10 protein-coding genes and 3 rRNA genes are annotated in these 24,875 nt (G+C 69.4%); 12 read left to right on the forward strand and 1 reads right to left on the reverse strand.

Annotated elements, in window-relative coordinates; all coding sequences use genetic code 11:
- Positions 1 to 33 precede the first annotated feature (33 nt).
- From AIF0345_RS02615 to rrf, 11 genes are all read left to right on the forward strand, one after another.
- The gene (locus AIF0345_RS02615) at positions 34 to 5,631 is read left to right on the forward strand and encodes a non-ribosomal peptide synthetase (protein WP_285297052.1); all 5,598 of its coding nucleotides are present in this window, start codon (positions 34 to 36) and stop codon (positions 5,629 to 5,631) included.
- Complete coding sequence (locus AIF0345_RS02620; RefSeq protein ID WP_285297053.1) at positions 5,628 to 6,764, forward strand: saccharopine dehydrogenase NADP-binding domain-containing protein; 1,137 nt, start codon at positions 5,628 to 5,630, stop codon at positions 6,762 to 6,764. The genes AIF0345_RS02615 and AIF0345_RS02620 overlap by 4 nt, the downstream gene beginning before the upstream one ends.
- Complete coding sequence (locus tag AIF0345_RS02625) at positions 6,764 to 8,710, forward strand: class I SAM-dependent methyltransferase (RefSeq protein ID WP_285297054.1); 1,947 nt, start codon at positions 6,764 to 6,766, stop codon at positions 8,708 to 8,710. Before AIF0345_RS02620 ends, AIF0345_RS02625 begins: the two co-directional genes overlap by 1 nt.
- Positions 8,707 to 10,221, forward strand: coding sequence for a class I SAM-dependent methyltransferase (locus AIF0345_RS02630; RefSeq protein ID WP_285297055.1), 1,515 nt, complete (start codon positions 8,707 to 8,709; stop codon positions 10,219 to 10,221). The genes AIF0345_RS02625 and AIF0345_RS02630 overlap by 4 nt, the downstream gene beginning before the upstream one ends.
- Positions 10,218 to 11,006: a thioesterase II family protein gene (locus AIF0345_RS02635; RefSeq protein WP_285297056.1), complete on the forward strand. Its 789-nt coding sequence runs from the start codon at positions 10,218 to 10,220 to the stop codon at positions 11,004 to 11,006. The genes AIF0345_RS02630 and AIF0345_RS02635 overlap by 4 nt, the downstream gene beginning before the upstream one ends.
- Complete coding sequence (locus AIF0345_RS02640) at positions 10,993 to 12,645, forward strand: (2,3-dihydroxybenzoyl)adenylate synthase (protein ID WP_285297057.1); 1,653 nt, start codon at positions 10,993 to 10,995, stop codon at positions 12,643 to 12,645. The genes AIF0345_RS02635 and AIF0345_RS02640 overlap by 14 nt, the downstream gene beginning before the upstream one ends.
- Positions 12,645 to 13,670, forward strand: coding sequence for a methyltransferase (locus AIF0345_RS02645; protein ID WP_285297058.1), 1,026 nt, complete (start codon positions 12,645 to 12,647; stop codon positions 13,668 to 13,670). The genes AIF0345_RS02640 and AIF0345_RS02645 overlap by 1 nt, the downstream gene beginning before the upstream one ends.
- 161 nt (positions 13,671 to 13,831) lie before the next feature.
- Positions 13,832 to 14,500 carry an alpha/beta fold hydrolase gene (locus AIF0345_RS02650; RefSeq protein ID WP_285297059.1) on the forward strand — a complete coding sequence of 223 codons (669 nt, stop codon included), beginning with the start codon at positions 13,832 to 13,834 and terminating at the stop codon, positions 14,498 to 14,500.
- Positions 14,501 to 15,462: 962 nt separating this feature from the next.
- Positions 15,463 to 17,013, forward strand: a 16S ribosomal RNA gene (locus tag AIF0345_RS02655).
- Positions 17,014 to 17,568: 555 nt separating this feature from the next.
- Positions 17,569 to 20,761: ribosomal RNA gene (locus tag AIF0345_RS02660) — 23S ribosomal RNA — on the forward strand.
- 209 nt (positions 20,762 to 20,970) lie between these two features.
- Positions 20,971 to 21,087: ribosomal RNA gene (gene rrf / locus AIF0345_RS02665) — 5S ribosomal RNA — on the forward strand.
- The 16S, 23S and 5S rRNA genes sit together here, the layout of an rRNA operon.
- Before the next feature lie 810 nt (positions 21,088 to 21,897).
- On the opposite strand, the gene AIF0345_RS02670 is transcribed toward rrf, so the two are convergent.
- On the reverse strand, positions 21,898 to 23,781 hold the full coding sequence (locus AIF0345_RS02670; protein WP_268918418.1) for a dolichyl-phosphate-mannose--protein mannosyltransferase: 1,884 nt from the start codon (positions 23,779 to 23,781) through the stop codon (positions 21,898 to 21,900).
- A gap of 129 nt (positions 23,782 to 23,910) precedes the next feature.
- Between AIF0345_RS02670 and rsmI the strand changes: the two genes are divergently transcribed.
- Positions 23,911 to 24,840: a 16S rRNA (cytidine(1402)-2'-O)-methyltransferase gene (gene rsmI / locus AIF0345_RS02675; protein WP_285297060.1), complete on the forward strand. Its 930-nt coding sequence runs from the start codon at positions 23,911 to 23,913 to the stop codon at positions 24,838 to 24,840.
- The last annotated feature ends 35 nt before the right edge of the window (positions 24,841 to 24,875 follow it).

A 24,875-nucleotide genomic window follows, 5' to 3' on the forward strand; every position in this document is an offset into this window, starting at 1 on the left:
AGGGTACACCGAGCCGTTAGGAGCTCGTCCGCTATGACAACCGATACATTCAGTCATGTCGATCCCGTTGATCCCGTCAGCCTGATCGCCGAGCTTGAGGACGCCGGGGTCGAGCTGTGGGAGGACAACGGCCGGATCCGGTTCAGAGGACCGAAGGGCGCGTTGACCGAGTCGCACAGGGCGGTGCTGCGCGCCGCCCGCGAGCAGGTGATCGTCGCGCTGCGCGAGGCGGCCGCCGCGGGGCAGGTGCACCCGGACCCGGATGGCCGCTACGAGCCCTTCCCGCTGACCGACGTCCAGTCGGCCTACCTGCTGGGACGCTACGACACCTCCGGGCTGGGAGAGGTGGGCTGCCACAGCTTCGCCGAGGTTCATTACCCGGAGCTCGACCCGCAGCGGGCGGAATGTGCATGGAACCGACTGATCGGACGGCACGACATGCTGCGTTGCGTGGTGTCTCCCGACGGCTATCAGCAGGTGCTGCCGGAAGTCGATGAATATGAGATCCCCGTGATCGATCTGCGTGAGGCCCCAGCGGCGGAGCAGGCGCCCGCGTTGGCCGCTGTCCGGGCAGAGCTCGACCACAAGATGAGCGATCCGTCCAGCTGGCCGCTGTTCGACCTGAGGATCACCCGTACCCGCGAGGACGACATTCTCCACATCTCGTTCGACGGCCTGATCGCCGACTGGAGCAGCGCCGCGCTGCTCATGCGCGAGCTGGAGGCACTGGTCTCGGACCCGGGTGCCGAGCTTCCGGAGCCGGCGATCACGTTCCGCGACTACGTCCTCGCCGAGCGCCGGCTCCGGGACGGCGGCCGCTACCGCCGCGACCGGCGCTACTGGCTCGATCGCGTGGACTCCCTGCCCCCGGCGCCCGAGCTGAGCTACTCGCCCGCAGGAGACCGGGAGCCGCGATTCGTCCGACATCACCGGCGGCTGCCGTCCCCGCACTGGCAGGCCCTCTCAAGAGCCGCTCAACGGCGCAGCATTACGCCGGCGGGCGCCGTCCTCGGCGCCTACGCCGCCGTGCTGCAGCGGTGGAGCAGGAGACCCGCGTTCACACTCAATCTGACGCTCCTGAACCGGCTCGACCTGCACCCCGACGTCCGGCTGCTCGTGGGAGACTTCACCTCGGTCAGCCTGCTCGCCGTCGACGACCCGGGCCATTCCTCGTTCGCCGCCCAGGCGGCCGCGCTTCAGGGCCGCCTGGCCGACGACCTCGGCAGGAGGCTCTTCTCCGGCGTCGAGGTGCTGCGGGAGCTCGCGCGGCGCAGAGGCAGGGACGCGGCCGTCATGCCGGTCGTGTTCACCAGCGGCATCGGCGTCGGCCCGGCGGCGGGGACCGGTGCAGGCCGGCAGGGAGCCGGACTGACCCAGACGCCGCAGGTCACCCTCGATTGCCAGGTCACGGACGACGAGGACGGACTGCGGATCGACCTCGACACCCGCGCCGGGGCGCTGCCGGACGGACTCGTCGCGGATCTTGCCGACGCCCTGCTCGACCTCCTGACACGGCTCGGCGAGGACACGGCCTGGGAGGAGCCCGTCAGCGGCCCCGACCTGGTTCCGCTGCCGCAGTGGCAGCGGACCGAGCGGCAGCAGGCCAACGCCACCGCAGCGCCGATCGGCTCGGCGCCGCTCCATGCGGCCGTGCTCGACCGGGCGTCGCGCACACCGGACGCGCCGGCGGTGATCTTCCCGGAGGGCGCGCTGACCTACGCCGAGCTCATCGGCTGGGCCGGGCGGGTCTCCGAGCAGCTGCGGGAGGCCGGGGTCCAGCCGGGCGACAGCGTCGGAATCGTCATGGACAAGGGCGTCGAGCAGATCGTCGCGGTCCTGGCGGTGCTCCTCGCGGGCGGCGTCTACCTTCCGATCGATACCACCTCACCGCTCGCACGCCGGAACCGGATGCTTCTGGCGGCGGGTGCACGGGTGTCACTCACGCAGAGCCGGATCGAGATCGACACCTCGGTGACGACTCCGATCACTGTGACGGCTCCCCACACGGTCCCCCGAATCGCGGACGTCATCGACGCAGCACATGCCACCGCCCCCGACGCGCTCGCCTATGTGATCTTCACCTCCGGATCCACCGGCGATCCCAAAGGCGTGATGATCAGCCACGCGGCCGCCTGGAACACCGTCGCGGACATGAACGCCCGTTTCGGCGTGAGCGCCGCCGACCGGGTGCTCGGCGTGGCTCAGCTCGGCTTCGACCTGTCCGTGTTCGACATCTTCGGACCACTGTCGGTGGGCGGTGCACTCGTTCTCCCCAAGGCGGAGCGGCGATCCGACCCCTCGCACTGGGCGAGCCTGGTGGCCGAGCACGGCGTCACGCTCTGGAACAGCGTCCCGGCCCAGATGCAGATGCTGGTGGACCACGTGCAGACCCGGCCGGACGCAGTGAGGTCGTTGCGGCTCGTGCTGCTCTCCGGCGACTGGATTCCGGTGCCCCTGTCGGAACGAGTGCGTGCGCTGGCCCCCGAGTCCGTCCTCGTCGCTCTCGGCGGCGCCACCGAGGCGGCGATCTGGTCGATCCATTATGTGGTGGACAGGCCGGTGCCCGCCGGCGCCGCCGGCATCCCGTACGGCAGACCGCTGTCCAACCAGGGCTTCAAAGTCATCGACACGGCGGGCCGGGACGCCCCGGTGTGGGCGCCCGGCGAGCTGTGCATCACCGGAGCGGGACTCGCCCGCGGCTACCTCAACGACCCCTCGCTCACCGCCGAGCGATTCCCCGACCTGGACGGCGAACGGACCTATCTCACAGGGGACCTGGGCCGCTACCTGCCCGGTGGGGACATCGAGTTCCTCGGACGTGAGGACACCCAGGTCAAGATCCGCGGTCACCGGATCGAGCTCGGCGAGGTCGAGGCGGTGCTGCGCGACGCGCCCGGGGTCCAGGACGCCGTCGTCACCATCGCCCGGCATCCCTCCGGAGAGGGCATGCTGCTCGGCTTCGCTCAGCCGCAGCCGCGCGAGCCGGACCTCGAGGCCGTCCGACGGTATGCGGAGGCGGTCACTCGAACGGTTGACCGGACCGCGCCGCAGACGGAGCCGGAGGCCCTGGCCCGGTACGTCGGCTCGGTGCGCTCCACCGCACTCGGGTCCCTGCTGAGCGCGCTCCAGGCCCGCGGACTGTTCCCCGCGGTCGGGTGCCGGCACACCACCGACGAGATCGTTGAGACTGTCCACCCGGCGGCGCACTACCGGTGGCTGGTCCGACGCTGGGTGGATGCGCTCGTCGACAACGGAGTCCTGGAGCGCTCCGGAGCCGGCTGCACTCTGGTGCGCCGGCCCGATGCGGACTGGGCGCAGGTGGCGCAGTCCGTCCGGTCCGGCCTGTGCACCCAGGGCCTCCTGGACTACCAGCTCGCGTGCGCGGAACACCTCCCGCAGCTGCTCAGCGGCGAGGCAAGTCCCAGCGAGCTCCTGTTCCCGCAGGGATCGGACAACGACGACCCGTTGGAAATCGCCCACGCGATCTACCGCGACGACATCACCATGCGCTGGCTCAACCAGGCCGTCGCCGTCGCCGCGCACCGCGCTGCGGCCAACCGGGCGGCAGGGGGCTCTGCGGGCTCTGCGGGCTCTGCGGGCTCTGTGGGCTCTGCGGGCTCTGCGCCCGTGCGGGTGGTCGAGGTCGGCGCGGGCACGGGATCGACGACGGAATCGGTGCTCCCGGTTCTCGCCGGATTCGACGTGGACTACCTCTTCACCGATATCTCCCCGCTGCTCCTGTCCGAAGCCGCCACCCGATTCGGCTCCCGGATCCGCACGGCGCGACTGGACCTGAACGAGGATCTGCGCGAGCAGGGCTATGCGCCCGCCACCGCCGATATTGTCATCGCCGCCGGAGTGCTCGGCTCCACCCGGGATCCGGCGGACGCGCTCGCCCGGGCCGTGTCGATGCTCATGCCCGGCGGCGTCCTGGTGCTCACCGAGCCTGTCGCCCCGCAGCCGCAGATCCTCCTCACCCAGGGGTTCCTCATGACTCCGCACGACGGCGACCTCGACAACGGCGAGGTGCCGCTCCTGAGCGCCCCGGAGTGGCGGAAGACCATCGCCGGCGCAGACGCGCGGCTGATCGCCGAGCTGAGCGCTCCGGAACCGCTGGGGATGACGGCGTTCGTGCTCATGGCCGCACCGGGGCTGGCGCCGCTGCGGCCCGATGCGCTGATCGCCCGCCTGTCGGAGAACCTTCCCGACTACATGGTCCCCGCGCAGATCCAGGTCGTGCCCGAGATCCCCCTCACGAGAAACGGCAAGGTCGACCGTGCCGCCCTGGCCGGCTGGGCCGTGAGCCCGACCGCGAGCCTCGGTGCGGCGGCAGACGGACCGGCCGACGAGCTCGAGGAACGGGTTGCGGCACTCTGGTCGAGCGCGCTGCGGCGAGACGGGCTCGGACGGCACGACAGCTTCTTCGATCTCGGCGCCGACTCGCTGATCATGGCGCGCGTCGCCGGCCGGATCAGGGAGGAGATCCCGGAGGCGGAGGCCGTTGAGTTCGATGTCCTGCTCCGGACCATGCTCAACGAACCGACCCTGGCCGCGCTGTGCGCGCTGATACGCACGCCGATGCGCCCGGATCCCGCTCCAGAGGCGTCCGCCGCGGAATCGGCGGCCGAGCACGGGCGCCGTCCCGCGCCGGCCCGCCCCGAGGCGGGCGTCAGGGCGGAGGGCAGCAACGCGCTCCTGGTCCCGTTCGGCGACGGCGGCCAGGGGCCGCTCAGAGTCATCTTCCACGCCGCCCTGGGGACCCTGGACACCTTCCAGACACTGGGAGGGCTCCTGGCCGAGCAGCGGCTTGGTCCCGTTGTCGGCATCGCCGTCGCGGACTGGGACCGGTACTGCGCCCAGGACCCGGCGGAGCTCGTCTCCCGGCTGGCCGACGACTACACGGACAGACTGATGTCCCAGCCGGCGAACCAGTTCCAGCTGGTGGGTCACTCCCTCGGCGGGCTGCTGGCGCTGGAGGTGGCCCGCCGGATGCTGGAATCGGGCCTGCCGGTCGCCGACCTCACCCTGATCGACAGCGTGCCGATGCTCGTGTCCACCGATGACGAGCTGGCTCTGGAGGCGGTGTTCGTCCCCAATCTCAGGCTCGACCCGGGCGAGGTGGTGCTGGGCGGCGTCGACTCCGCAGACGTATTCCGCGCCTTCATGCAGATCCAGGGGCAGAGCTCCGGCCACGTCCCGGCCGGGGCCCTCGCCGAGGTCGGCGGCGACCCGGGACTGGATGCGGTGGCCGCCGCCTTCGCCGAGCGCTCGGCCGTCCCGCAGGAGCGCCGTCTGGCCGCATACGCGCAGGCGGCCGCGGCGAAGGCGTTCACCGACGTCGAACCGGAGCTCGTCCCGGCCCTGTACCGGGTGTTCAGACACAGCCTGCTGGGGTCCACCGTCGACCTGGACCCCTACCTGGGCAGTATGACGCTGCTGCGCGCCTCGCAGCGCCAGTCCTTCGGGATCATCTCGGGAATGGAGGACCTGGCGGTCCCCTACTGGACGCGGACCTGTCTGGGGGACCTCACCGTGATCGACATTGACGGCCACCATCTCTCCTGCATCGAGGAACCGCATGTATTCCGGGTCGCAGAGCTTCTCGGGCGCGCTGTGAGGGCGGAGCAGTGAGCGATATCGCCGTCGGTGTGCTCGGCGCCTCCGGCGATGTCGGCACGCACGCCGCCCGGCTCCTGCACCGGGCGGGGGCGGACCCCATATGCCTCGGCAGCCGCGACCTCCGCCGTGCGCGGCGGGTGCTCGCCCATGACCTCGACGGCGTCGGCTGCGCGATGGCGGTCGACGCCGCCGACGAGCGGTCCCTACTGAAGTTCGCGAGCAGGTGCCGGGTCCTGGTCAACGCGGCGGGCCCGTCGTGCGAGGTCGGCCGGCCGGTCGCGCGCGCAGCCCGCGCAGCCGGCGTCGACCTTGTCGATGCCGCCGGCGACGAACCGCTGCACGCATTCCTGACAGGGCCGGGCGGAGACCCGCCGGCCGAGAAAGGGCGCATCGATGTCCTGTCGTGCGGCATGCAGCCCGGGCTGACGGGGATCCTGCCCCGGTTGCTGGCCTCACCCCTGGAGCGCGCGGTGTCGCTCGTCGTGTGGTTCGCCGTCGTCGACCTGTTCACCCGGGCCGCGGCGGAGGACTACCTCGAAGGGACCGCCCGGAAGCTGACCGAGCCGCTGGCGGCCTGGCGCAACGGGCGACGGGTTCCGCGCGCCATGCGCCGCTCGTCGGACCCGGTCGCCGTGCCGGGCATCGATGGGCTCTTCACCGACCTTCCCGTGCTGACGACCGAGGCGGAGCGTCTGGCGACCCAGCTGGAGCTGGTCGATGGCACGTGGCACACGCTCATGGCGCAGGGGCGGGTCGCAGGCGTCCTCGACCGGCTGCACGCGCTGGAGCGCGGCGAGGCCCGTGAGGCGCTGTGCCTGGCCAGCAGGATCGACATGTCGGCCCGCAGGCCGGCGGCCGCGCTGCTGGCCGAGGTGCGCGGCCCCGGCGGCGCCCGGGGCGAGCCGCCGCGCATTCGCAGCGGGCTGCTCCGCGGACCGGGAACGGGCGCGCTCGCGGGGGCCGCGACGGCGGCCGCAGCACAGGCGGTGCTCGCCGGTGAGGTTCCGCCGGGCCTGCACTACGCCGCGGAGATACTCGATCCCGCACGCACCATCGACCGCGTGTGCGCGGCTCCGGGTGTCGAGGTCCGCGTCGTCGACGGCCCCGTTGAGCTGGTGGATCCCGTTGAGGAGGGGGAGCTGTGATGGCGGTGCACGATCACCGGCTGCGGGTCGTCGGCGAGCTGCCGGCCCCCACCGCCGCGATGCTCCGGGACGCGGGATACAGGTTCGCCCCCGACGCCGGGCTGATCTGGGCGGCGCCGGGCGCCGCGCCCGAGCTGCCCGACGGCGCCTGCGAGTCGGCATCCCTCGTCGTTCTCCAGCCGCCGGTCCGGGCGAAGGACTACGCGCAGGTGCTCCGGGCGGCCCGGGCCTCCGGCGTCCCGGTCCGGATCGCCGATCCGGGGCGCCGCCTGGCTGCTGTCGGGCACTTCGTCCTCGCCGCGGGCGCGCTGCGCGGCCTCGGCCCGGTCGCCGCTGTGGAGGCCTCCGCCGACGCCGATCAGATCTATGGGCTCCTGCACATGATCAACGATGCCCTCGGCCGGATCCGCCTGGGCGAACGCGATCCCTCATCCGGCACCTGCTCGGGCACGATCGGCCCTGCCCGACTACGGATCAGGGTGGAGCAGCGCCAGGTCCTGCGGATCACCCTGCTGTGCGCGGCGGGCGAGCTCATTCTGCCCGGGCCCCACGGCCCGGCGCTCTGGCAGCCGCTCCGGGGCGCCGCGGAGCCGGTGGCGCCGGTTGCGGCACCCACGGATCCCGCCGAGGACCTGCGAGAGGCGGTTCGGGCCGAGCTCCGCGCCCCCGAGTCCACGGCTGCGGCGCTCGGCCGGGCGCAGAAGGAGATGTCGTTGTGCCGGCTGGCCGACCAGCTGACCGGATGCCGCCACGACGCAGAGGCCTCCTCCGCCCCCCGGCCGTCCGGATCCCCTCGGCTGGTGCATGCCGCCGATCTTTTCGCGGGCCCCTGCGAGAAGGTCCTGCCGGCCCCCTTCGCCGAGCTCGCTCGGCAGACGGCCGATGCTGCCGGAAGCGCCGCCGTCGACCCCCAGCAGGTCGACGGACTGGCGCAGGCGGCCGCCGTCACCGACGCGTTCAGCCGCGCCGCCATGTATGAGGCGGTCCTGCCGGCGCTGCCGGCGGCCTCGGTGCCCGAGGCGGTCGCAGCGCTGGATACCAGTCCCCGACACGCCTGGCTGGTGCGTCGCTGGCTGGCCGCTCTGGTCGACAGCGGCGCACTGCGGTCGGATGAGGGGGGATCGCTGTCGGCGAGTGCGGAGCCCACTGCGGTGAGCGGAAGAGCGCTCTCCGAGGCGTATGCGCGCCTCGGCTTCGATCCGCTGATGGCCCGGCTCCACGGCGATATAGCGGCTCGTCTCGGCCAGCTGATTCGCGACAGGACGACAATCGAGGAGATTCTCTTCGCAGGCCGGGATATTGTGCCGGCACTCGCCGCCTACCAGGACAACGTCGCCAGCCGGTACCTGAACGCCGCGCTCGCGGACGCCGTCAGCCGGGTCGCCTCGGCGGGGCCGCTCGGACGCCGCCTGCGGGTCGTCGAGCTGGGGGCCGGTGCGGGCGTCTGCACGGCGGCCGTGCTCGATGCGCTGCGAGAGACCGAGGCCGACTACCTTGTGACCGATATCTCCCCGACGCTCCTGTCTGCCGCCGAGGAGCGGTTCGGGGCGGCGGTGCGCCTGGGCCTCCTGAATATCGATGCCGATCTGATCGACCAGGGCTGCGGCCTGCGGCCTGGAGCCGCCGACGCCGTCGTCGCGGCCAACGTGCTCCATAACGCCGCGGATATCGGCCGCAGCCTGCGACGGATTCGTCGGGTGCTGAGACCCGGCGGTGTGCTGGCGGTCGTGGAATCGACTCGTGACTCGCACGCCGTGCTGACCTCCATGGCGTTCCTCCTGTCCCCGCCCGAGGGCGCGCGCGCCACGGACGAAGTCTTTCTCGACCGGCAGTCCTGGCGGCATGAGATGGCCGGCGCCGGTTTCGCCGTCGCCTTCGACCTGCCCGGGCAGCACAGCCCGCTCGCACTGAGCGGCCAGCACCTCGTCCTAGGAGTGGCCCTGTGAGCGATCACCCGAGCATGGCCGTCTACCGGCCCGACCCCGATGCCCCCGCGGCCCGAGTGCTCGCTGACCTCGAGCGCCTGGCCGTCACCCGGGCGGAGCTGCCCGGCCGCCTCGTGCGGGACATGCTTGTCGATCCGGCGTGCGCGCTGACCGACCTGTCGGCGCTGGAGACGATCACGTGCACCGATGACACGCCGGTCCCCGCCGACGCGGGCGACTTGCTCGGTGCGAGCATCGAGCGCCGCCAGGCGCCCTGCGCAGCCCCTCCGCAGGCGGAGCCGATTCCCGCCGTCGTCCGCGCTCGGCTGCGAACCGGGGCCGAGCGCGCCGGGGACGCCGAGATGAGCGGAATAGCGCTGGGGCCCGCGCTGCAGATGGCCGACGACCTCGATCGGGCGGCACTGCTGACAATGCTGCACGCCCTGAGGATTCCCGCATCGGGTGTCGACGTCGGCGAGGTGATGGCTCCGGTCGTGCCCGAGTACCGTCCCCTGGTGCGGCGCTGGCTGGCCGCCCTCGGGGACCACGGCCTCCTGGAAGGCGCCGGCGGCCGGGGAGGGGCGCAACGGGTGCGGGCCACCCGGGCGGTCGCCGCGACCGATATCGCCGAGTCGTGGGATCGCGTCGAGCGGGGCTGGCGGCAGAGCCTCTCACCCGATTCCGCCCTCGACGGCGCGCCCCGACCGGGAACGGGCTCCAAGACCCTGGCCTACGCCCGCGCCAGTGCCGACAGGCTCCCGGAGCTGCTTCGGGGCGCGGTGTCCCCGATGTCGCTCCTGTTCCCCGACGGGAGCCCCGAGGTCGCCCGAGCCCTCTACCGGGAACCGCCGGTGGGCCGATACCAGCTCGCGGCGGTGGCCGGCTTCGTCTCGGAGCTGGCCGAGGCGGTGCCGGGTGACCGCCCTCTTCGTCTCCTGGAAGTCGGCGGCGGCACCGGCGCCACCACCGAGCGGGTCCTGGCCGCCCTCGACGGCCATCCTGTCGACTACCTGTTCACAGATCTCAGCGACTACTTCCTCACGGCCGCACAGGATCTCTTCGGGACGGGCCGCTTCCCCGCGGCCGCTATCCGTGTGGGGAGATTCGACATCGATGGCACTGATGGCACTGATGGCACTGATGGCGCTGACGACCAGGGCGTCGGTGGCGGTTTCGACGTCGTACTCGCCGGAGGCGTGCTCAACAACGCGCGGGACACCGATCGCTCACTGCGGCTGCTGACCGCGCGGCTGGCCCCAGGGGGATGGCTGCTCATCACCGAGCCGACTCGAGAAGTGCAGTGGATCGCGATGTCGCAGGCCTTCCTGATGACTGCGGCCACCGATGAGCGGCAACGATCCGGGGAGACGTTCCTCTCCCACCGGCAGTGGCTGGCCGCATTCGGCCGGATCCGCGAGCTGGACCTGGTCCTCGACCTGCCGCCGACCGACCATCCTCTCCGCCGGGCCGGGCACCGGTTCTTCGCGCTTCAGCGCAGCAGCGCACCAACGGCGTCCGGAGCGACCCGGTGACCGGCGCATCCGCGCGCTCCCACGGCTGGCTGAGGTGCCGGGAGCCCCGCCCGGGCGCGCGAGCGCGGCTGGTCTGTTTCCCGCACGCCGGGGGGTCGGCCGGCGGATACCTGCGCTGGTCGTCCGGCCTGCCCGACGACGTCGAGGTGCATGCCGCCCAGTACCCCGGGCGTGGGGACAGGTTCAACGAGCCGCCCCGCTCGCACATGTCGGAGCTGGTCGACCCCCTCGTCGAGGCCCTTTGCCCGAGACCCGGGGCCCGACTGGCGCTGTTCGGCCACAGCCTCGGAGGCACGATCTGCTACGAGGTCGCGGCCGGGCTCCAGGCGCGCGGGTGCCCTCCCGATCTCGCCGTCATCTCCGGTCAGAAGCCGCCCTCGCTGCACCGCCCCGGGGACCTCCATCGCAGGAGCGACCAGGCCCTGCTCGCGGACCTCCGGCGCCTCAATCCGCGCAATGCCGACGCCTTCGACCAGCTCGAGCTGATGTCGCTGCTCCTGCCGATGATCCGGGCGGACTATCGGGCGATCGAGACGTATCACCCGCGTGCGAGACCGCCCCTGAGCTGCCCGTTGCTGATCATGGTCGGCGAGTCCGATCCCGAGCTGTCGGCGGCCGACGCCGAGGCCTGGTCGGATTACACCTCAGCCCATATCGAGGTGAAGAGATTCGCCGGAGATCACTTCTACCTCGAATCGAACCGGGAGGCGGTGCTCACCCACCTCGGCCGGGCGCTGGCACGAATCCCCTCTGCAGGAAGGAGTCGCACCCATGACAGTTTTTGACCACGTGCGAAAGGACGGCCCGGAGCGGCTCGCGGATGAGTTCGTGGGGTGGCCGGACGACTTCGCGCAGCGCTATCGCCGCAGAGGCTGGTGGGCCGGACGGACGCTGGGGGAGGAGCTCAGAACCTGGGCCGACCGTCGTGGAGAGCACACGGCCGTCGTCGCTCATGACGGCCGGCTCACCTACAGGGACCTGGACTCGCGGGCCGATGCGATTGCGGTCCGCCTGCAGCGGCACGGCATCGCCCGCGGCGACAACGTCGTCCTGCAGCTGCCCAACAGCGCGGCCTTCGTCGCGGTGCTGTTCGGACTGCTGCGCGTCGGAGCCCGCCCCGTCATCGCGCTGGAGGCCCACCGCCGCTCCGAGATCGAGCGCTTCTGCCGGCTCACCGAGGCGGTGTCCTACCTCTGCCCCGATGTCGTCAACGGATTCGACTACCGGGATCTGGCCGATCAGGTGGCGGCCGCGGTCCCAGCGCTGCGGAGCACACTCGTCGTCGGAGAACCCGGCCACCATCAGCGCCTGGACACCGGTCCGGCCGCGAATGACGAACCGATCGGGGTGCCCGAGCGGGCGGCCTCCGGCGATCTCGCCCTGTTCCTGGTCTCCGGAGGGACCACGGGACAGCCCAAGCTCGTGCCCCGCACCCATGACGACTGGTCCTACAGCGGCCGGGCGATGGCTGAGACAATCCCGTACGACTCGACCACGGTGACTCTCGTGGGCCTGCCCATCGGCCACAACTGGCCGCTGACCCACGGGATGCTCGCGACCTTCCACGCCGGCGGCACCATGGTGCTGGCCCGCACGCCGGATCCGGGCGAGTGCTTCGAGCTGATCGCTCGCGAACGGGTGACGGACACGGGCCTTGTGCCCGGAATGGCGCTGCTCTGGATGGATGAGGCGCCCTACACCGATGCCGACCTGTCCAGCCTTCGGCGGCTGGCGATCGGCGGCAGCAAGCTCGATCCCGAGCTGGCCCAGCAGGTGGAGCCGGCGCTCGGTGTGCGCCTGCAGCAGATGTTCGGCATGGCCGAGGGACTGATCGGGTTCGTCCGCGATGACGACCCGCCCGAGATGACGGTGCTCAGCCAGGGGCGGCCACTCTCCCCCGGAGACGAGATTCGCGTGGTCGATAAAGCGGATCGCGATGTCCCCGAGGGCGAGGTCGGCGAGCTGCTCACCCGCGGTCCCTACACGATCCGAGGCTATTACCGGGCGCCGGAGCACAACCGTCGCTCCTTCACCTCCGACGGATACTACCGAACCGGGGACCTGGTCAGGCTGCTGCCGCACGGCTTTGTGGAGTTCACCGGCCGGATCAAGGACCAGATCAACCGGGGCGGCGAGAAGATCGCGGCGCAGGAGGTGGAGAGCCACATCCTCGCCCATCCGGCTGTCCGGCAGGCAGCCGTTATCGGTCTGCCGGATCCCGTTCTCGGCGAGCGCTGCTGCGCGTGCATAGTCCCCACCGGTCCGGCCCCGGACCTGCTCGAGCTGCGGGCCTTCCTCACCGACCGGGGCGTCGCCGCATACAAGCTGCCGGACCTGTGCCGGGCTCTCGGCTCCTTCCCGGTGACGGCGCTCGGCAAGACCGATAAGGCGGCGCTCGTCGCCGTCGTCGGGAGGGGGCGCTGATGAGCGATCACGTCCTGGATCTGCTGACCGGGGGCTGGAAGGCGCGCGCGGTCGCATCTGCCACGCGTTCCGGAGTATTCGACGCCCTGTGCCGGGAACCCGCCGACAGCGTCGAGCTGGCGCACCGTCTGGATCTGCATCAGCCCACTCTGGACAGGCTGCTTCGCCTGCTTGTAGCCGTGGACCTGCTCGCTACGGACCCGGATGGGACTCATCGTCTGACAGATGCCGGGGCCGTGCTCGTAAGCGATCATCCGTCCTCCCTCCGGCGACTGGCCGAGCTGTACGAGGAGCAGTACTTCGATTCTGCGTGGAGGCAGTTCGGAACGGGGCTGCGAACGGGAGAGAGCCCATTCGCCGCCGCATTCGGTGAACCGGTTTTCGACTATCTGGACGAGCATGCGCAGGAGGCGTCGCGGTACACCGCGGCGATTGGTGAGGGCGCGCCGCACGGGCGGGTCCTGGCCGCTGCGGCCGGGCTGGGCGCGCCTCGTCATATCGTCGATGTCGGTGGGGGTGACGGCCGCATGCTGACGGGGCTGCTTGAGGTTCACGCGGACGCCCGTGGCACGCTCCTCGACCGCCCGGACGTTGCGCGGCGGGCGACAGCAGCCTTTGACCGGGCCGGTATCGCCGACAGGGCGGTGGCGGTAGGCGGCGACTTCTTCACCGACATGCCGGAGGGTGCCGACGTCTATGTGCTGTCTCGAGTGCTGCACAACTGGAATGACGAGACGTGCCTGTCCCTGCTGCGGGCGATTCGCAGGGCGTCTGGTCCGGACGCTCGGGTGCTGATCGTGGAGCGGATGCTCCGCGATAATCCGCTGAACTGCCACGGGGACACGCTGGCGTCACTCTTCGACCTGCACATGTTCGTGATGACAGAGGGTCGTGAGCGCACAGAGAGCGAATACGCCTCGATGGCTTCTGCCGTCGGGTTCCGGCCCCGCCCCGCACTGCCGCTCGTGCTAGGTTTCTCGGTGCTCATCGCGGGTCCTTGTGGCGGCGACGGCTGTGAGTGCTGAACTTTGTCCTGCGCGGCCTTGGGGCGGGTCGAGCGGTGATCACCTTTTCAGGCATGGCGGTGAAACGGAGATTCTGATACTGTTCCCCGGTGCCGTTGTGGTTCAGGGGGGTTGGCGGACAGACGTGAGCGATCGGAGGCGGTATGGCATATGATCGTGTCGTGCTGGTGCACGGGGGAATGCTTGGCTCGTGGTGCTGGGAGAAAGTTCTTCCTCTCCTGGGCTGCGACGTGGTGGCTGTAGACCTTCCCGGACGATCAGGGGCCGCTCCGATACCGGCGACATTCGATAACTGGGTCGACACAGCGATACGGGCGACAGCTGGCAAGTCGCTGATCGTTGCGCACTCGCTTGGCGGGCTCGTTGCAGTGGCGGCCGCCAGTCGGGCCTCCGATCGAGTCGCGGGTATCCTGTTCGTCTCAGCTCTTGTTCCTCCGCAGGGGTATTGCTGCTGGGACTTGCTGCCGAAACCGCTCTATCTGGTCCGTCGCCCACTGCGAATCGGAGAACCGCGGGTCGTCATGCCCAAGATGGTTGCCCGGTTCCTCCTGTGCAACGGCCTGAGCTCTGCCGATCGGGACACGATACTGTCGCGGCTCGTGGGAGAACCGGGCGCCGTGCTGGGAACGCCAGTCGAGTACCGGCTCGATGATGGCATTGATCTGACGTACGTGCACACAACGCATGACCGGGCTGTCACCCCGGCCCAGCAGCGTCGTTACGTCGCACTGCTCCCGGACCGCACCCGTCGGCTCCGGCTCGACTGCGGACACAGCGCGATGTACGCCAAGCCCGCCGAGCTTGCTGAGATCATCTGTCAACGGTTGTGAGGACGGAATCTATCCGACTCCATCCGACTCTGCGCCGGTCGTGGGGGAGTCCCCGACCCCGTCGAGGGCTCCCCCAGTATCGAATGTCGCGATTTTCTGGGCGAGAGGGCACCCCGACCCCGTCGGGGGCTCCCCCTAATTACCCACTCTGCGCCGGTCGGGGGGCACCAGCCTGGTTCTCGCGCAGTCGGGCGGTGCCATGAGGCTCGAGCCGTGGTCGGGCCAGGGCCTCCGCCCCGAGGCTGCGGACGGGGGCCATGCGCCCTACGGCCCCACCGGTCGAGCGGGGGCGGGGCATCGTCATCACCACCGACGGGCCGTCGGGCATCCGGGTGTCGGCCCACCGGTCGAGCGGGGGCGGGGCCGGCAGGGCAACCGCCGGCCCCGCAGCTCGGACGAGGGCGGTGCCGCAAGAATCTTCCTCGCGGTCTCGGTTGCGCGCTGCCGCCGGCCCCCGAGGTCGATCGCAGCGCTTGACAGAGTCGCGGAGCCGTCCCCTGCGTGCTGTACGTCATAGTGGGCCGAGTTGACGGGCGAACCGTCGTGGCGGTTAAAGTACTCTGCGTTGCCACGTCGGGTCACAGCCCGGGTGGTGGCGCCACCGGAGGAGATTGACGGGCTGCGGCGGAGCGATCCGGCGCGGCGGCGGTCTTCCGAGAGCAAGTGACGAGGGCCGCAAGGTCCAGAGCTTGACTGGCGGAGACGAATCTGCTTAGTCTAGTCCGGTGCCTTATGGGGCGGTGGTCGGCTCAGGCCGGTCGGTTGCCTCTTGTGGGTGTGTTGTTTGAGATCTCGATAGTGTGCTTGTTTTTTGTGCCATGGTTTGCCTGCTTTTTGGTGGGTGGGCTTGTTTTGTCTGGTGGTTTTGTTTTCTGGTTGTGGTTGCTGCTGTGTGCTGTCCTGTGTGGGGTGGTGTGTGGTGGTGGTTGTGGCTGGTTGTTGTTTTTTGGTTTGTTTGTTTTTTTTTGGAGAGTTTGATCCTGGCTCAGGACGAACGCTGGCGGCGTGCTTAACACATGCAAGTCGAACGGGTCTGCCTTGTTTTTTGCGGGGTGGGTCAGTGGCGAACGGGTGAGTAACACGTGAGTAACCTGCCCCTCACTTCTGGATAACCGCTTGAAAGGGTGGCTAATACGGGGTGTTCTGGCTGTGCCGCATGGTGTGGCTGGGAAAGATTCACTTTTGTGGTGTTTTGGTGGGGGATGGGCTCGCGGCCTATCAGCTTGTTGGTGGGGTGATGGCCTGCCAAGGCTTTGACGGGTAGCCGGCCTGAGAGGGTGGGCGGTCACACTGGGACTGAGATACGGCCCAGACTCCTGCGGGAGGCAGCAGTGGGGGGTATTGCACAATGGGCGGAAGCCTGATGCAGCGACGTCGCGTGAGGGATGGAGGCCTTCGGGTTGTGAACCTCTTTCGCCGGTGAAGAAGGTCCTGTTCTTTGTGGTGGGGCTGACGGTAGCCGGGTTATGAAGCGCCGGCTAACTACGTGCCAGCAGCCGCGGTAATACGTAGGGCGCGAGCGTTGTCCGGAATTATTGGGCGTAAAGGGCTTGTAGGCGGCTGGTCGCGTCTGCCGTGAAATCCTCTGGCTCAGCTGGGGGCGTGCGGTGGGTACGGGCTGGCTTGAGTGCGGTAGGGGAGGCTGGAACTCCTGGTGTAGCGGTGGAATGCGCAGATATCAGGAGGAACACCGGTGGCGAAGGCGGGTCTCTGGGCCGTTACTGACGCTGAGGAGCGAAAGCGTGGGGAGCGAACAGGATTAGATACCCTGGTAGTCCATGCTGTAAACGTTGGGCACTAGGTGTGGGGGGTCTTTCCGGGTCCTCCGCGCCGTAGCTAACGCTTTAAGTGCCCCGCCTGGGGAGTACGGCCGCAAGGCTAAAACTCAAAGGAATTGACGGGGGCCCGCACAAGCGGCGGAGCATGCGGATTAATTCGATGCAACGCGAAGAACCTTACCAGGGCTTGACATGGGCCGGCTGCTCCTGGAGACGGGGGCCTCCCTTTTTGGGCCGGTTCACAGGTGGTGCATGGTTGTCGTCAGCTCGTGTCGTGAGATGTTGGGTTAAGTCCCGCAACGAGCGCAACCCCTGTCCCGTGTTGCCAGCGTGTTGTGGCGGGGACTCGCGGGAGACTGCCGGGGTTAACTCGGAGGAGGGTGGGGACGACGTCAAATCATCATGCCCCTTATGTCCTGGGCTTCACGCATGCTACAATGGCCGGTACAGTGGGTTGCGATGTCGTGAGGCGGAGCGAATCCCTTAAAGCCGGTCTCAGTTCGGATCGGTGTCTGCAACTCGACACCGTGAAGCTGGAGTCGCTAGTAATCGCAGATCAGCAGTGCTGCGGTGAATACGTTCTCGGGCCTTGTACACACCGCCCGTCACGTCATGAAAGCCGGCGACACCCGAAGCCCGTGGCCCTGTGGGGAGCGGTCGAAGGTGGGGCTGGTGATTGGGACGAAGTCGTAACAAGGTAGCCGTACCGGAAGGTGCGGCTGGATCACCTCCTTTCTAGGGAGCCTTTAGGGAGCTTTTAGGGAGCTTTTGGGGAGGCTGCTGGGCTGGCTGCCTCCTGTCCTGCCGGGTGTGTGCTGGCGTGTGCCGGCCGGCTGCTGGTGGGGTGGGGGGTGTGGGGTCTGTCTGCTGGTTGCGGGGGCTGCTTGGTGTGTGCTGGGTGGTTCCTGGTGGGTTGGCTGTGGTGCGGGGGACGCGTCCTGTGTGCTGTGGTGTGTGCTGCGCTGTGTGTGTGGCTGCTGTGGTGTGCGGGGTGTCTGCTGGTTGCCTGTGGCTGTCTGCTGGTGCGTGCGTGCGTGCGTGTGCTGGTGGGGGCGGGGGGCTGGTGGGGGTGCGCTGTCGGGTTCTGGGGCGGTGCGTCCCGTTGGTGGCTCTGTCGTGGCTGGCTGGTTGCCTGCTGCTGTCTGCCTGTTGTGGTTCCTGCCGGCTTTGTGGCTGGTGGGGGCCCCTGGGGTGGGTGGTGGGTGGGTGGTGGCTGGCTGGTGTGGGCGGGTTGGTTGTGATCTGTATAGTGGACGCGAGTATCTTTGTTCTTTGTGTGTTTTGTTGGGTTGTGCTTGTTTTTTGGGCGTTCGGTGGATGCCTTGGCATCAGGGGCCGATGAAGGACGTGGTGGCCTGCGATAAGCCTCGGGGAGCCGGCTGGCGGGCTGTGATCCGAGGGTGTCCGAATGGGGGGACCCGGCGCGGGTCGTGCCGCGTCACTCGTGCCTGATTTGTGTAGGGTGCGGGGGGTTACGCGGGGAAGTGAAACATCTCAGTACCCGTAGGAGAGGATATTCCGTGAGTAGTGGCGAGCGAAAGCGGATGATGGCTAAACCGTTGTCGTGCGAGACCCGGCGGGGGTTGCGGCGGCGGGGTTGTTGGGGCGTGCCTGTTTCCTGCTGCCGCCGTGGTGGGGGGCGTTGTGCTGGCTGGGTAGCTGAACCGTCTGGGACGGCGGGCCGTAGCGGGTGAGAGCCCTGTAGGCGGAACCTGGCTGGTGGCGTGTGGGCGTGTTCCCGTGGTAGCACGGGGCTCGTGGAATCCTGTGTGAGTCTGCCAAGACCGCTTGGCTGCCTGAATACCTCCTGGTGACCGATAGCGGATGAGTACCGTGAGGGAATGGTGAAAAGTACCCCGGGAGGGGAGTGAAAGAGTACCTGAAACCGGGCGCCTGCGAGCCGTCAGGGCCCTGCCGTCCTCCTTGTGCTGCGGCTGTGCGCCGCCGGGGGGTGGTGGGGTGGTGGCGTGCCTATTGAAGAATGAGCCTGCGAGTCGTGCTGCGTGGCGAGGTTAACCCGTGTGGGGGAGCCGTAGCGAGAGCGAGTCCGAACAGGGCGGTGGAGTTGCGTGGTGCGGACCCGAAGCGGGGTGATCTACCCATGGCCAGGTTGAGGCGCGTGTAAGAGCGCGTGGAGGACCGAACCCACCTGGGTTGAAAACCGGGGGGATGAGCCTGTGGGTAGGGGTGAAAGGCCAATCAGACTCCGTGATAGCTGGTTCTCCCCGAAATGCATTTTGGTGCAGCGTCGCGTGCTTCCCGGCGGAGGTAGAGCTACTGGGTGGCTGAGGGGCCCGTGAGGGTTACCGGGGTCAGCCAAACTCCGAATGCCGTGCGGGTGGAGCGTGGCAGTGAGACCGCGGGGGATAAGCTTCGTGGTCGAGAGGGAAACAGCCCGGACCGTCGGCTAAGGCCCCTAAGCGTGCGCTAAGTGGGAAAGGATGTGCGGCTGCGGTGACAGCCAGGAGGTTGGCTTAGAAGCAGCCATCCTTGAAAGAGTGCGTAATAGCTCACTGGTCGAGTGGTCGTGCGCCGACAATTCAGCGGGGCTCAAGCGCGCCGCCGAAGCCGCGGACCCGCCCCCCTGCTCAGGTGCGGGGGCGGGTGGTAGGGGAGCGTCCTGCGCTGGGTGAAGCCCGGGGGTGACCCGCGGGTGGACGGTGCGGGAGCGAGGATGCAGGCATGAGTAGCGAGACCGGGGTGGGAGTCCCCGGCGCCGAGAGACCAAGGGTTCCAGGGGCAGGTTCGTCCTCCCTGGGTGAGTCGGGACCTAAGGCGAGGCCGACAGGCGTAGTCGATGGATGACGGGTTGATATTCCCGTACCGGCCTTGTACCGACCATGCTGACGCGCGGGTGCTAACCCACGCCGCCGGCCACGAGACGGTCCGCGGGTCGCCTTCGGGCGTCCCCGGGGGCCTGTGGCGGGTGGTCTGGGGGTCCTCCGTGCTGGTAGGCAAGCGTGTTAACAGGGGTGACGCACAGTGGTAGCCCGGCGGGCCTGATGGCTTGGCCCGTTCAAGCGCGCAGCCCGGCCCCCAGGCAAATCCGGGGGCCTGCCCCCCCTACCGGGGGGGCGGGGGCGAGGCGTGATGGTGACCCCGCCGCGGCGCGGCGGGGGACAGCAGGGTGATCCTGAGGTGCCGAGAAAAGCCTCGACGCGATGGTGCGGGCCGCCCGTACCCCAGACCGACACAGGTGGTCCGGCAGAGTATGCCTAGGCGGGCGAGCGAACCGTGGTGAAGGAACTCGGCAAATTGCCCCCGTAACTTCGGGAGAAGGGGGGCCCGACCCCTGAGGCCCCGCGCGGGCTGGGGGGAAGGGCCGCAGAGAGCAGGGGGGAGCGACTGTTTACTAAAAACACAGGTCCGTGCGAAGCCGCAAGGCGATGTATACGGACTGACGCCTGCCCGGTGCTGGAAGGTCAAGAGGATCCCTCAGCCCCCTTCACGGGGCGAAGGGGTGAGTTCAAGCCCCAGTAAACGGCGGTGGTAACTATAACCATCCTAAGGTAGCGAAATTCCTTGTCGGGTAAGTTCCGACCTGCACGAATGGCGTAACGACTTCCCCGCTGTCTCCACCACGGGCTCGGCGAAATTGCACTACGAGTAAAGATGCTCGTTACGCGCAGAAGGACGGAAAGACCCCGGGACCTTCACTACAGCTTGGTATTGGCGTCCGCCACGGCCCGTGCAGGATAGGTGGGAGACCGTGATGCCGCCGCGCCAGCGGCGGCGGAGTCGTTGTTGAGATACCACTCCGGCCGTGGCGTGCGCCTGAACCTCGGCCCGTGACCCGGGCCAGGGACAGTGCCTGGCGGGTAGTTTAACTGGGGCGGTTGCCTCCCAAAGAGTAACGGAGGCGCTCAAAGGTCCCCTCAGCCTGGTCGGCAACCAGGTGGCGAGTGCAAGCGCACAAGGGGGCTTGACTGCGAGACCGACAGGTCGGGCAGGTGCGAAAGCAGGAGCTAGTGATCCGGCGGCCCCGCGCGGGCGGGCCGTCGCTCAACGGATAAAAGGTACCCCGGGGATAACAGGCTGATCCTGCCCAAGAGTCCATATCGACGGCATGGTTTGGCACCTCGATGTCGGCTCGTCGCATCCTGGGGCTGGAGCAGGTCCCAAGGGTTGGGCTGTTCGCCCATCAAAGCGGCACGCGAGCTGGGTTTAGAACGTCGTGAGACAGTTCGGTCCCTATCCTCTGCGCGCGCAGGAGACTTGAGAAGACCCGTCCCCAGTACGAGAGGACCAGGACGGACGAACCTCTAGTGCGCCAGCTGTCCCGCCAGGGGCACCACTGGTTGGCCACGTTCGGACAAGGATAACCGCTGAAAGCATCTAAGCGGGAAACCACCTTCAAGACCAGGTCTCCACAGGAGCACACCTCCTGGAAGGCCCCCAGAACACCACTGGGTCGATAGGCCAGACGTGAACACCCGGCAACGGGCGCAGCCGACTGGTACTAACAGGCCAACACAAACACACCCACACCCCCCCCACCCACGGGCCAAGACCCACAAACACAAGGGAGGGGACCAAACACCAGGGAAACACACCGCGTCCACTATACGGCCCACAACCAACCCACCCACCACAACCCACCAACCACCACAACCACACCACAACAACCACACCACAACACCACACCACAACCACACGACAACCACACCACAACACGCACCCCACCACAGACCCCTCGGCGGCCACAGCGGGGAGGACACGCCCGGACCCATCCCGAACCCGGAAGCTAAGACCCCCAGCGCCAATGGTACTGCGCCCAACCAGACGCGGAAGAGCAGGACACCGCCGAGACCACACAAGAGAAAGACCCCTGCCGGGGCGGCAACGCGATGACGCGGCCGCCCCGGCAGGGGCCTACACACACCACACGAACCACCACCACACATCACAAAGCCGGATAAAAACCAGACAAACGAACCTGAGCCGAACCGGCGGACGACACATGCGCAGCCCCCTGAACATCAGCGACGGTTGACGCTGCAAAGGCGTATTCACATTCCGGCCCGCCCCACTCGGACGCCCGGGGCGCCGCGGGCCCGGGCCGACCCCGCTCATGCCGTCCCCCGCGTCCCGCATCGCCTGGACATCGCCTGGACGCCGAGGTGCCCCGCGCCTACCCGCATCCCGCGCCGATGACGCCGCAGGCGACCGGCGGGCCGACCAGACAGTGCGGCGGGCGAGCCGTCGCGCCGCACCGCATGCCGGTCCGCCACGCCCCTGGGCAACGCGGCGGGAGAACCGGGACCAGGCGGATTATTCCATCAGAGTGCCACATGATCGCAGGGATCTGCTCGACACATGCGGCGCCGTGACCCTCCAATGTCATGACGGGCTCCCGACCCTGCGCGCCGACGAGAGCGTCAGACCCCGACCCCGCGCGCCCACACGCACTCTCCCCGTGAGCCGGCTCCGGCCGCGGAAACCGCACGAGTCGGCGACCACGCCCCCGCAGCCACGGCGTTCCGGCGTCCCCCGCAATGGAACACGACCGGACCGATCTCGAGCCGGGGCTGAACCGATCTCGACGACAGGGGACGGGCGGCGGGGCAGGGGCGCGGGACGCCGATCCGCCGAGTCCGGATCCGGGTGGATCCGCCGGGTTCAGACCCAGGAGGTCATCAGCATGTGCCAGTGCCAGAACTCGTAGGACACCGTCTGTCCGGTCCACAGCGGCCACCACAGCAGCGCGAACACGATCGCCGCGAGCACGACCATCGCGGTCAGCACGACGCCCTCACCGTGAAGCCGCCAGGTCGGCACCCCCGTCCACTCCGGAGACAGCCGCATTCGCGATGGGCGCGCGCCGAAGCCCAGGTAGGCGCCCAGCGCGCCCCGCGGGTGCGGCCTGCCCTCACCGATCCACCCGACCTGGATGAGGCGCTTCTCGTGAGCCGCCTCGTGGGAGCCCGGGACAGGGGCGAGCATCCCCATCGCCGAGCCCAGGGCGAGCACGAGCACCAGCACCACGAACGGGACGAAGGCCACGGTGTAGAACGTGAAGATCGTCCGGTTGCCGTACAGGAACCAGGGCAGGTACAGGCCCACGTAGCCGATGAGCGCCACCCACACCCTCCAGTCCCGGTTCTCGAACGCCAGGATCACCACCGCGAAGACCAGGGCGACAATGGCGGACCACCACACCGGGATATTGCCGATGGAGGTGATGGCCTGGGCGCAGTGGGCGGTGCCGCAGCTCTGGCCGGAGAGCTGGCTGCCGGTGGGGAAGTAGAAGGACGTCGGCCTCCACTGCACGAGCCAGCTGATCGGCTTGGACATGTAGGGGTGGGTGCTCTCGAGGTGGACGTGGAAGTTGTAGGCCACCAGGTGGTACTCCACCAAGTCATTGAGGGAGTCCGGCAGCCAGGAGCGCGCCACCGTGCCGCCCGCGGCCCGCTGGGCGGCCGCCCACCCGTGCTCATAGGCCTTGGGATGCAGGAACCAGGACCACCAGCTCGCCGCATAGACGGCGAAGGCGATCGGGACCACGCGCAGGAAGTCGCCGACTCCTCGTGCGATGACGCCCTCCAGGAACCAGGTCTTGACCTTCGCGCGATACAGCGCCGTGGTGTCCCACACCACCACCAGGATCCCGATGGCCGCCAGCAGATAGAGCCCCGACCACTTGATCGAGCAGGTCAGGCCGGCGGCGGCCCCCACTGCCAGCAGCCACGGTCGCAGGTGCGCCCTCGGCGCGAGATGACCCGCGGCCGTGCCCGCCAGGTCCCGGGCCAGCCTTGCACGCGACCACTCCCGGTCCCGCACCAGGCAGTACACCGTCAGCGTCGCGAACAGCCCGATGAAGATATCCAGGAGACCGATGCGGGACTCGGTCAGGTTCACGCCGTCGATGGCGAGCAGGAGCCCGGCCAGCCCCGCCAGCAGGGGCGAGTGCGTCAGCCGCAGCGTCAGACGGGTCAGCAGGACGACGGTGGCCACACCCGCGAGCGCGGGCACGACTCTCCACCCGAACGAGGACTCCGGCCCGAACACCTGCATGCCCAGGCCGATGAGCCACTTGCCGAGCTGGGGGTGGACGACGAAGGAGCCCTCCGTCGTGAGCCCCGAGAAGTCGCCCCGCGCGAACAGCTCGTCGGACTTCGCCGCCCACGTGGACTCGTACCCGTTGTGCCACAGGGCATAGGCGTCCTTGACGTAGTAGATCTCGTCGAACATGAGCGAGTGCGGGTGGCTCAGCCCGACCAGGCGCATGAGCGCCGCGAGAATCCCCGTGACGGCCGTGGCGATCCAGCCGTTGAGCCTCACGGCTGCGGGCAGGCTCCAGTCCCCGGGCTGCAGGCCGAGCCGGGTGCGCAGCTCGTCCTCGGACCGCCTGGCCCCCGGGACCGGGCCGCCGGCGGCCTCCGCGTGCGGGGCGCCGGTCTCGCCCCCGGCCTCCGACGCCGAGTTCTCGACGGCGGTCCAGCGGGGCGCCTCCCCGGACTCCTCCGCCCAGGTCGCCTCCTGAGGCTCCTGTGCGGATATCACGGGAACGGGGCTGTCGACGGGCCATGGGTCGCTGGCTGAGGCGCCCGAGGCGCCGTCTGGCGAATCAACCGAATCAACACTGCGCGAGGTCACGGTTGTGAGTCTAGGCGTGCCGCCATACTGGGGGCCATGAATGACGACACCCGGGCGGCGCGGGCCGCGGCGCCGCAGGGGTCGGGCTCGGGCCCGGCCGCTGCGCCCGATTCCTGCGACGCGCCGAGACGCGGCGCCATCACCCTGGCCGCCACCCCCATCGGGAACGCCGGGGACGCCTCCGCCCGTCTGCGGACCGGGCTCGAGCGGGCCGACGTCGTCGCCGCCGAGGACACCCGGCGCCTGCTCGCGCTCGCCCAGCGCCTCGGCGTGCGCGTGGGCGGGCGGCTGCTCGCCCTCCACGAGCACAACGAGCGCGCCCGGGCGGCCGAGCTGATCGACCAGGCGCGCGCGGGCCGCAGCGTCCTGGTCGTCTCCGACGCCGGCATGCCCTCGGTGTCGGACCCCGGGTACCGGCTCGTCGTCGCCGCGGCCGACGCGGGCGTGCCCGTCACCGTCGTGCCGGGCCCGTCCGCCGTGCTGGCGGCCCTGGCCGTGTCGGGCCTGGCCAGCGACCGCTTCACCTTCGAGGGCTTCCCGCCCCGCAGGGCCGGGGAGCAGCGCCGCGCCCTTGCGGCCCTGGCGGCGGAGCGGCGCACCATGGTCTTCTTCGAGTCGCCGCGACGCACCCACCGGACCCTGGCCGCCATGGCGCAGGTCTTCGGCGCCCAGCGCCCGGCGGCGCTGTGCCGGGAGCTGACCAAGACCCACGAGGAGGTGCGGCGGGCGAGCCTGGGCGAGCTCGTGGAGGCGAGCGCCGACGCCGTCCTGGGCGAGGTCGTCATCGTCGTCGCCGGGGCGCCCGCCCGGCCGGTCGACCCGCAGCCCGCTGCCCGGGAGGCCCTGAGGCTCGCCGACGGCGGCATGCGCCTCAAGGCGGCGGCCGGACAGGCGGCCGGGCGGGCGGGCCTGCGCCCCAACGAGGTCTACCGCGCGGCTCTCGCCCTGCGGGACCGTCGGGCCTGAGACGGCCCCGACGACGGCGGACCGGGATACAGTAT

The organism is Actinomyces israelii, assembly GCF_030253495.1.
In the GTDB taxonomy this organism is placed as follows: domain Bacteria; phylum Actinomycetota; class Actinomycetes; order Actinomycetales; family Actinomycetaceae; genus Actinomyces; species Actinomyces israelii.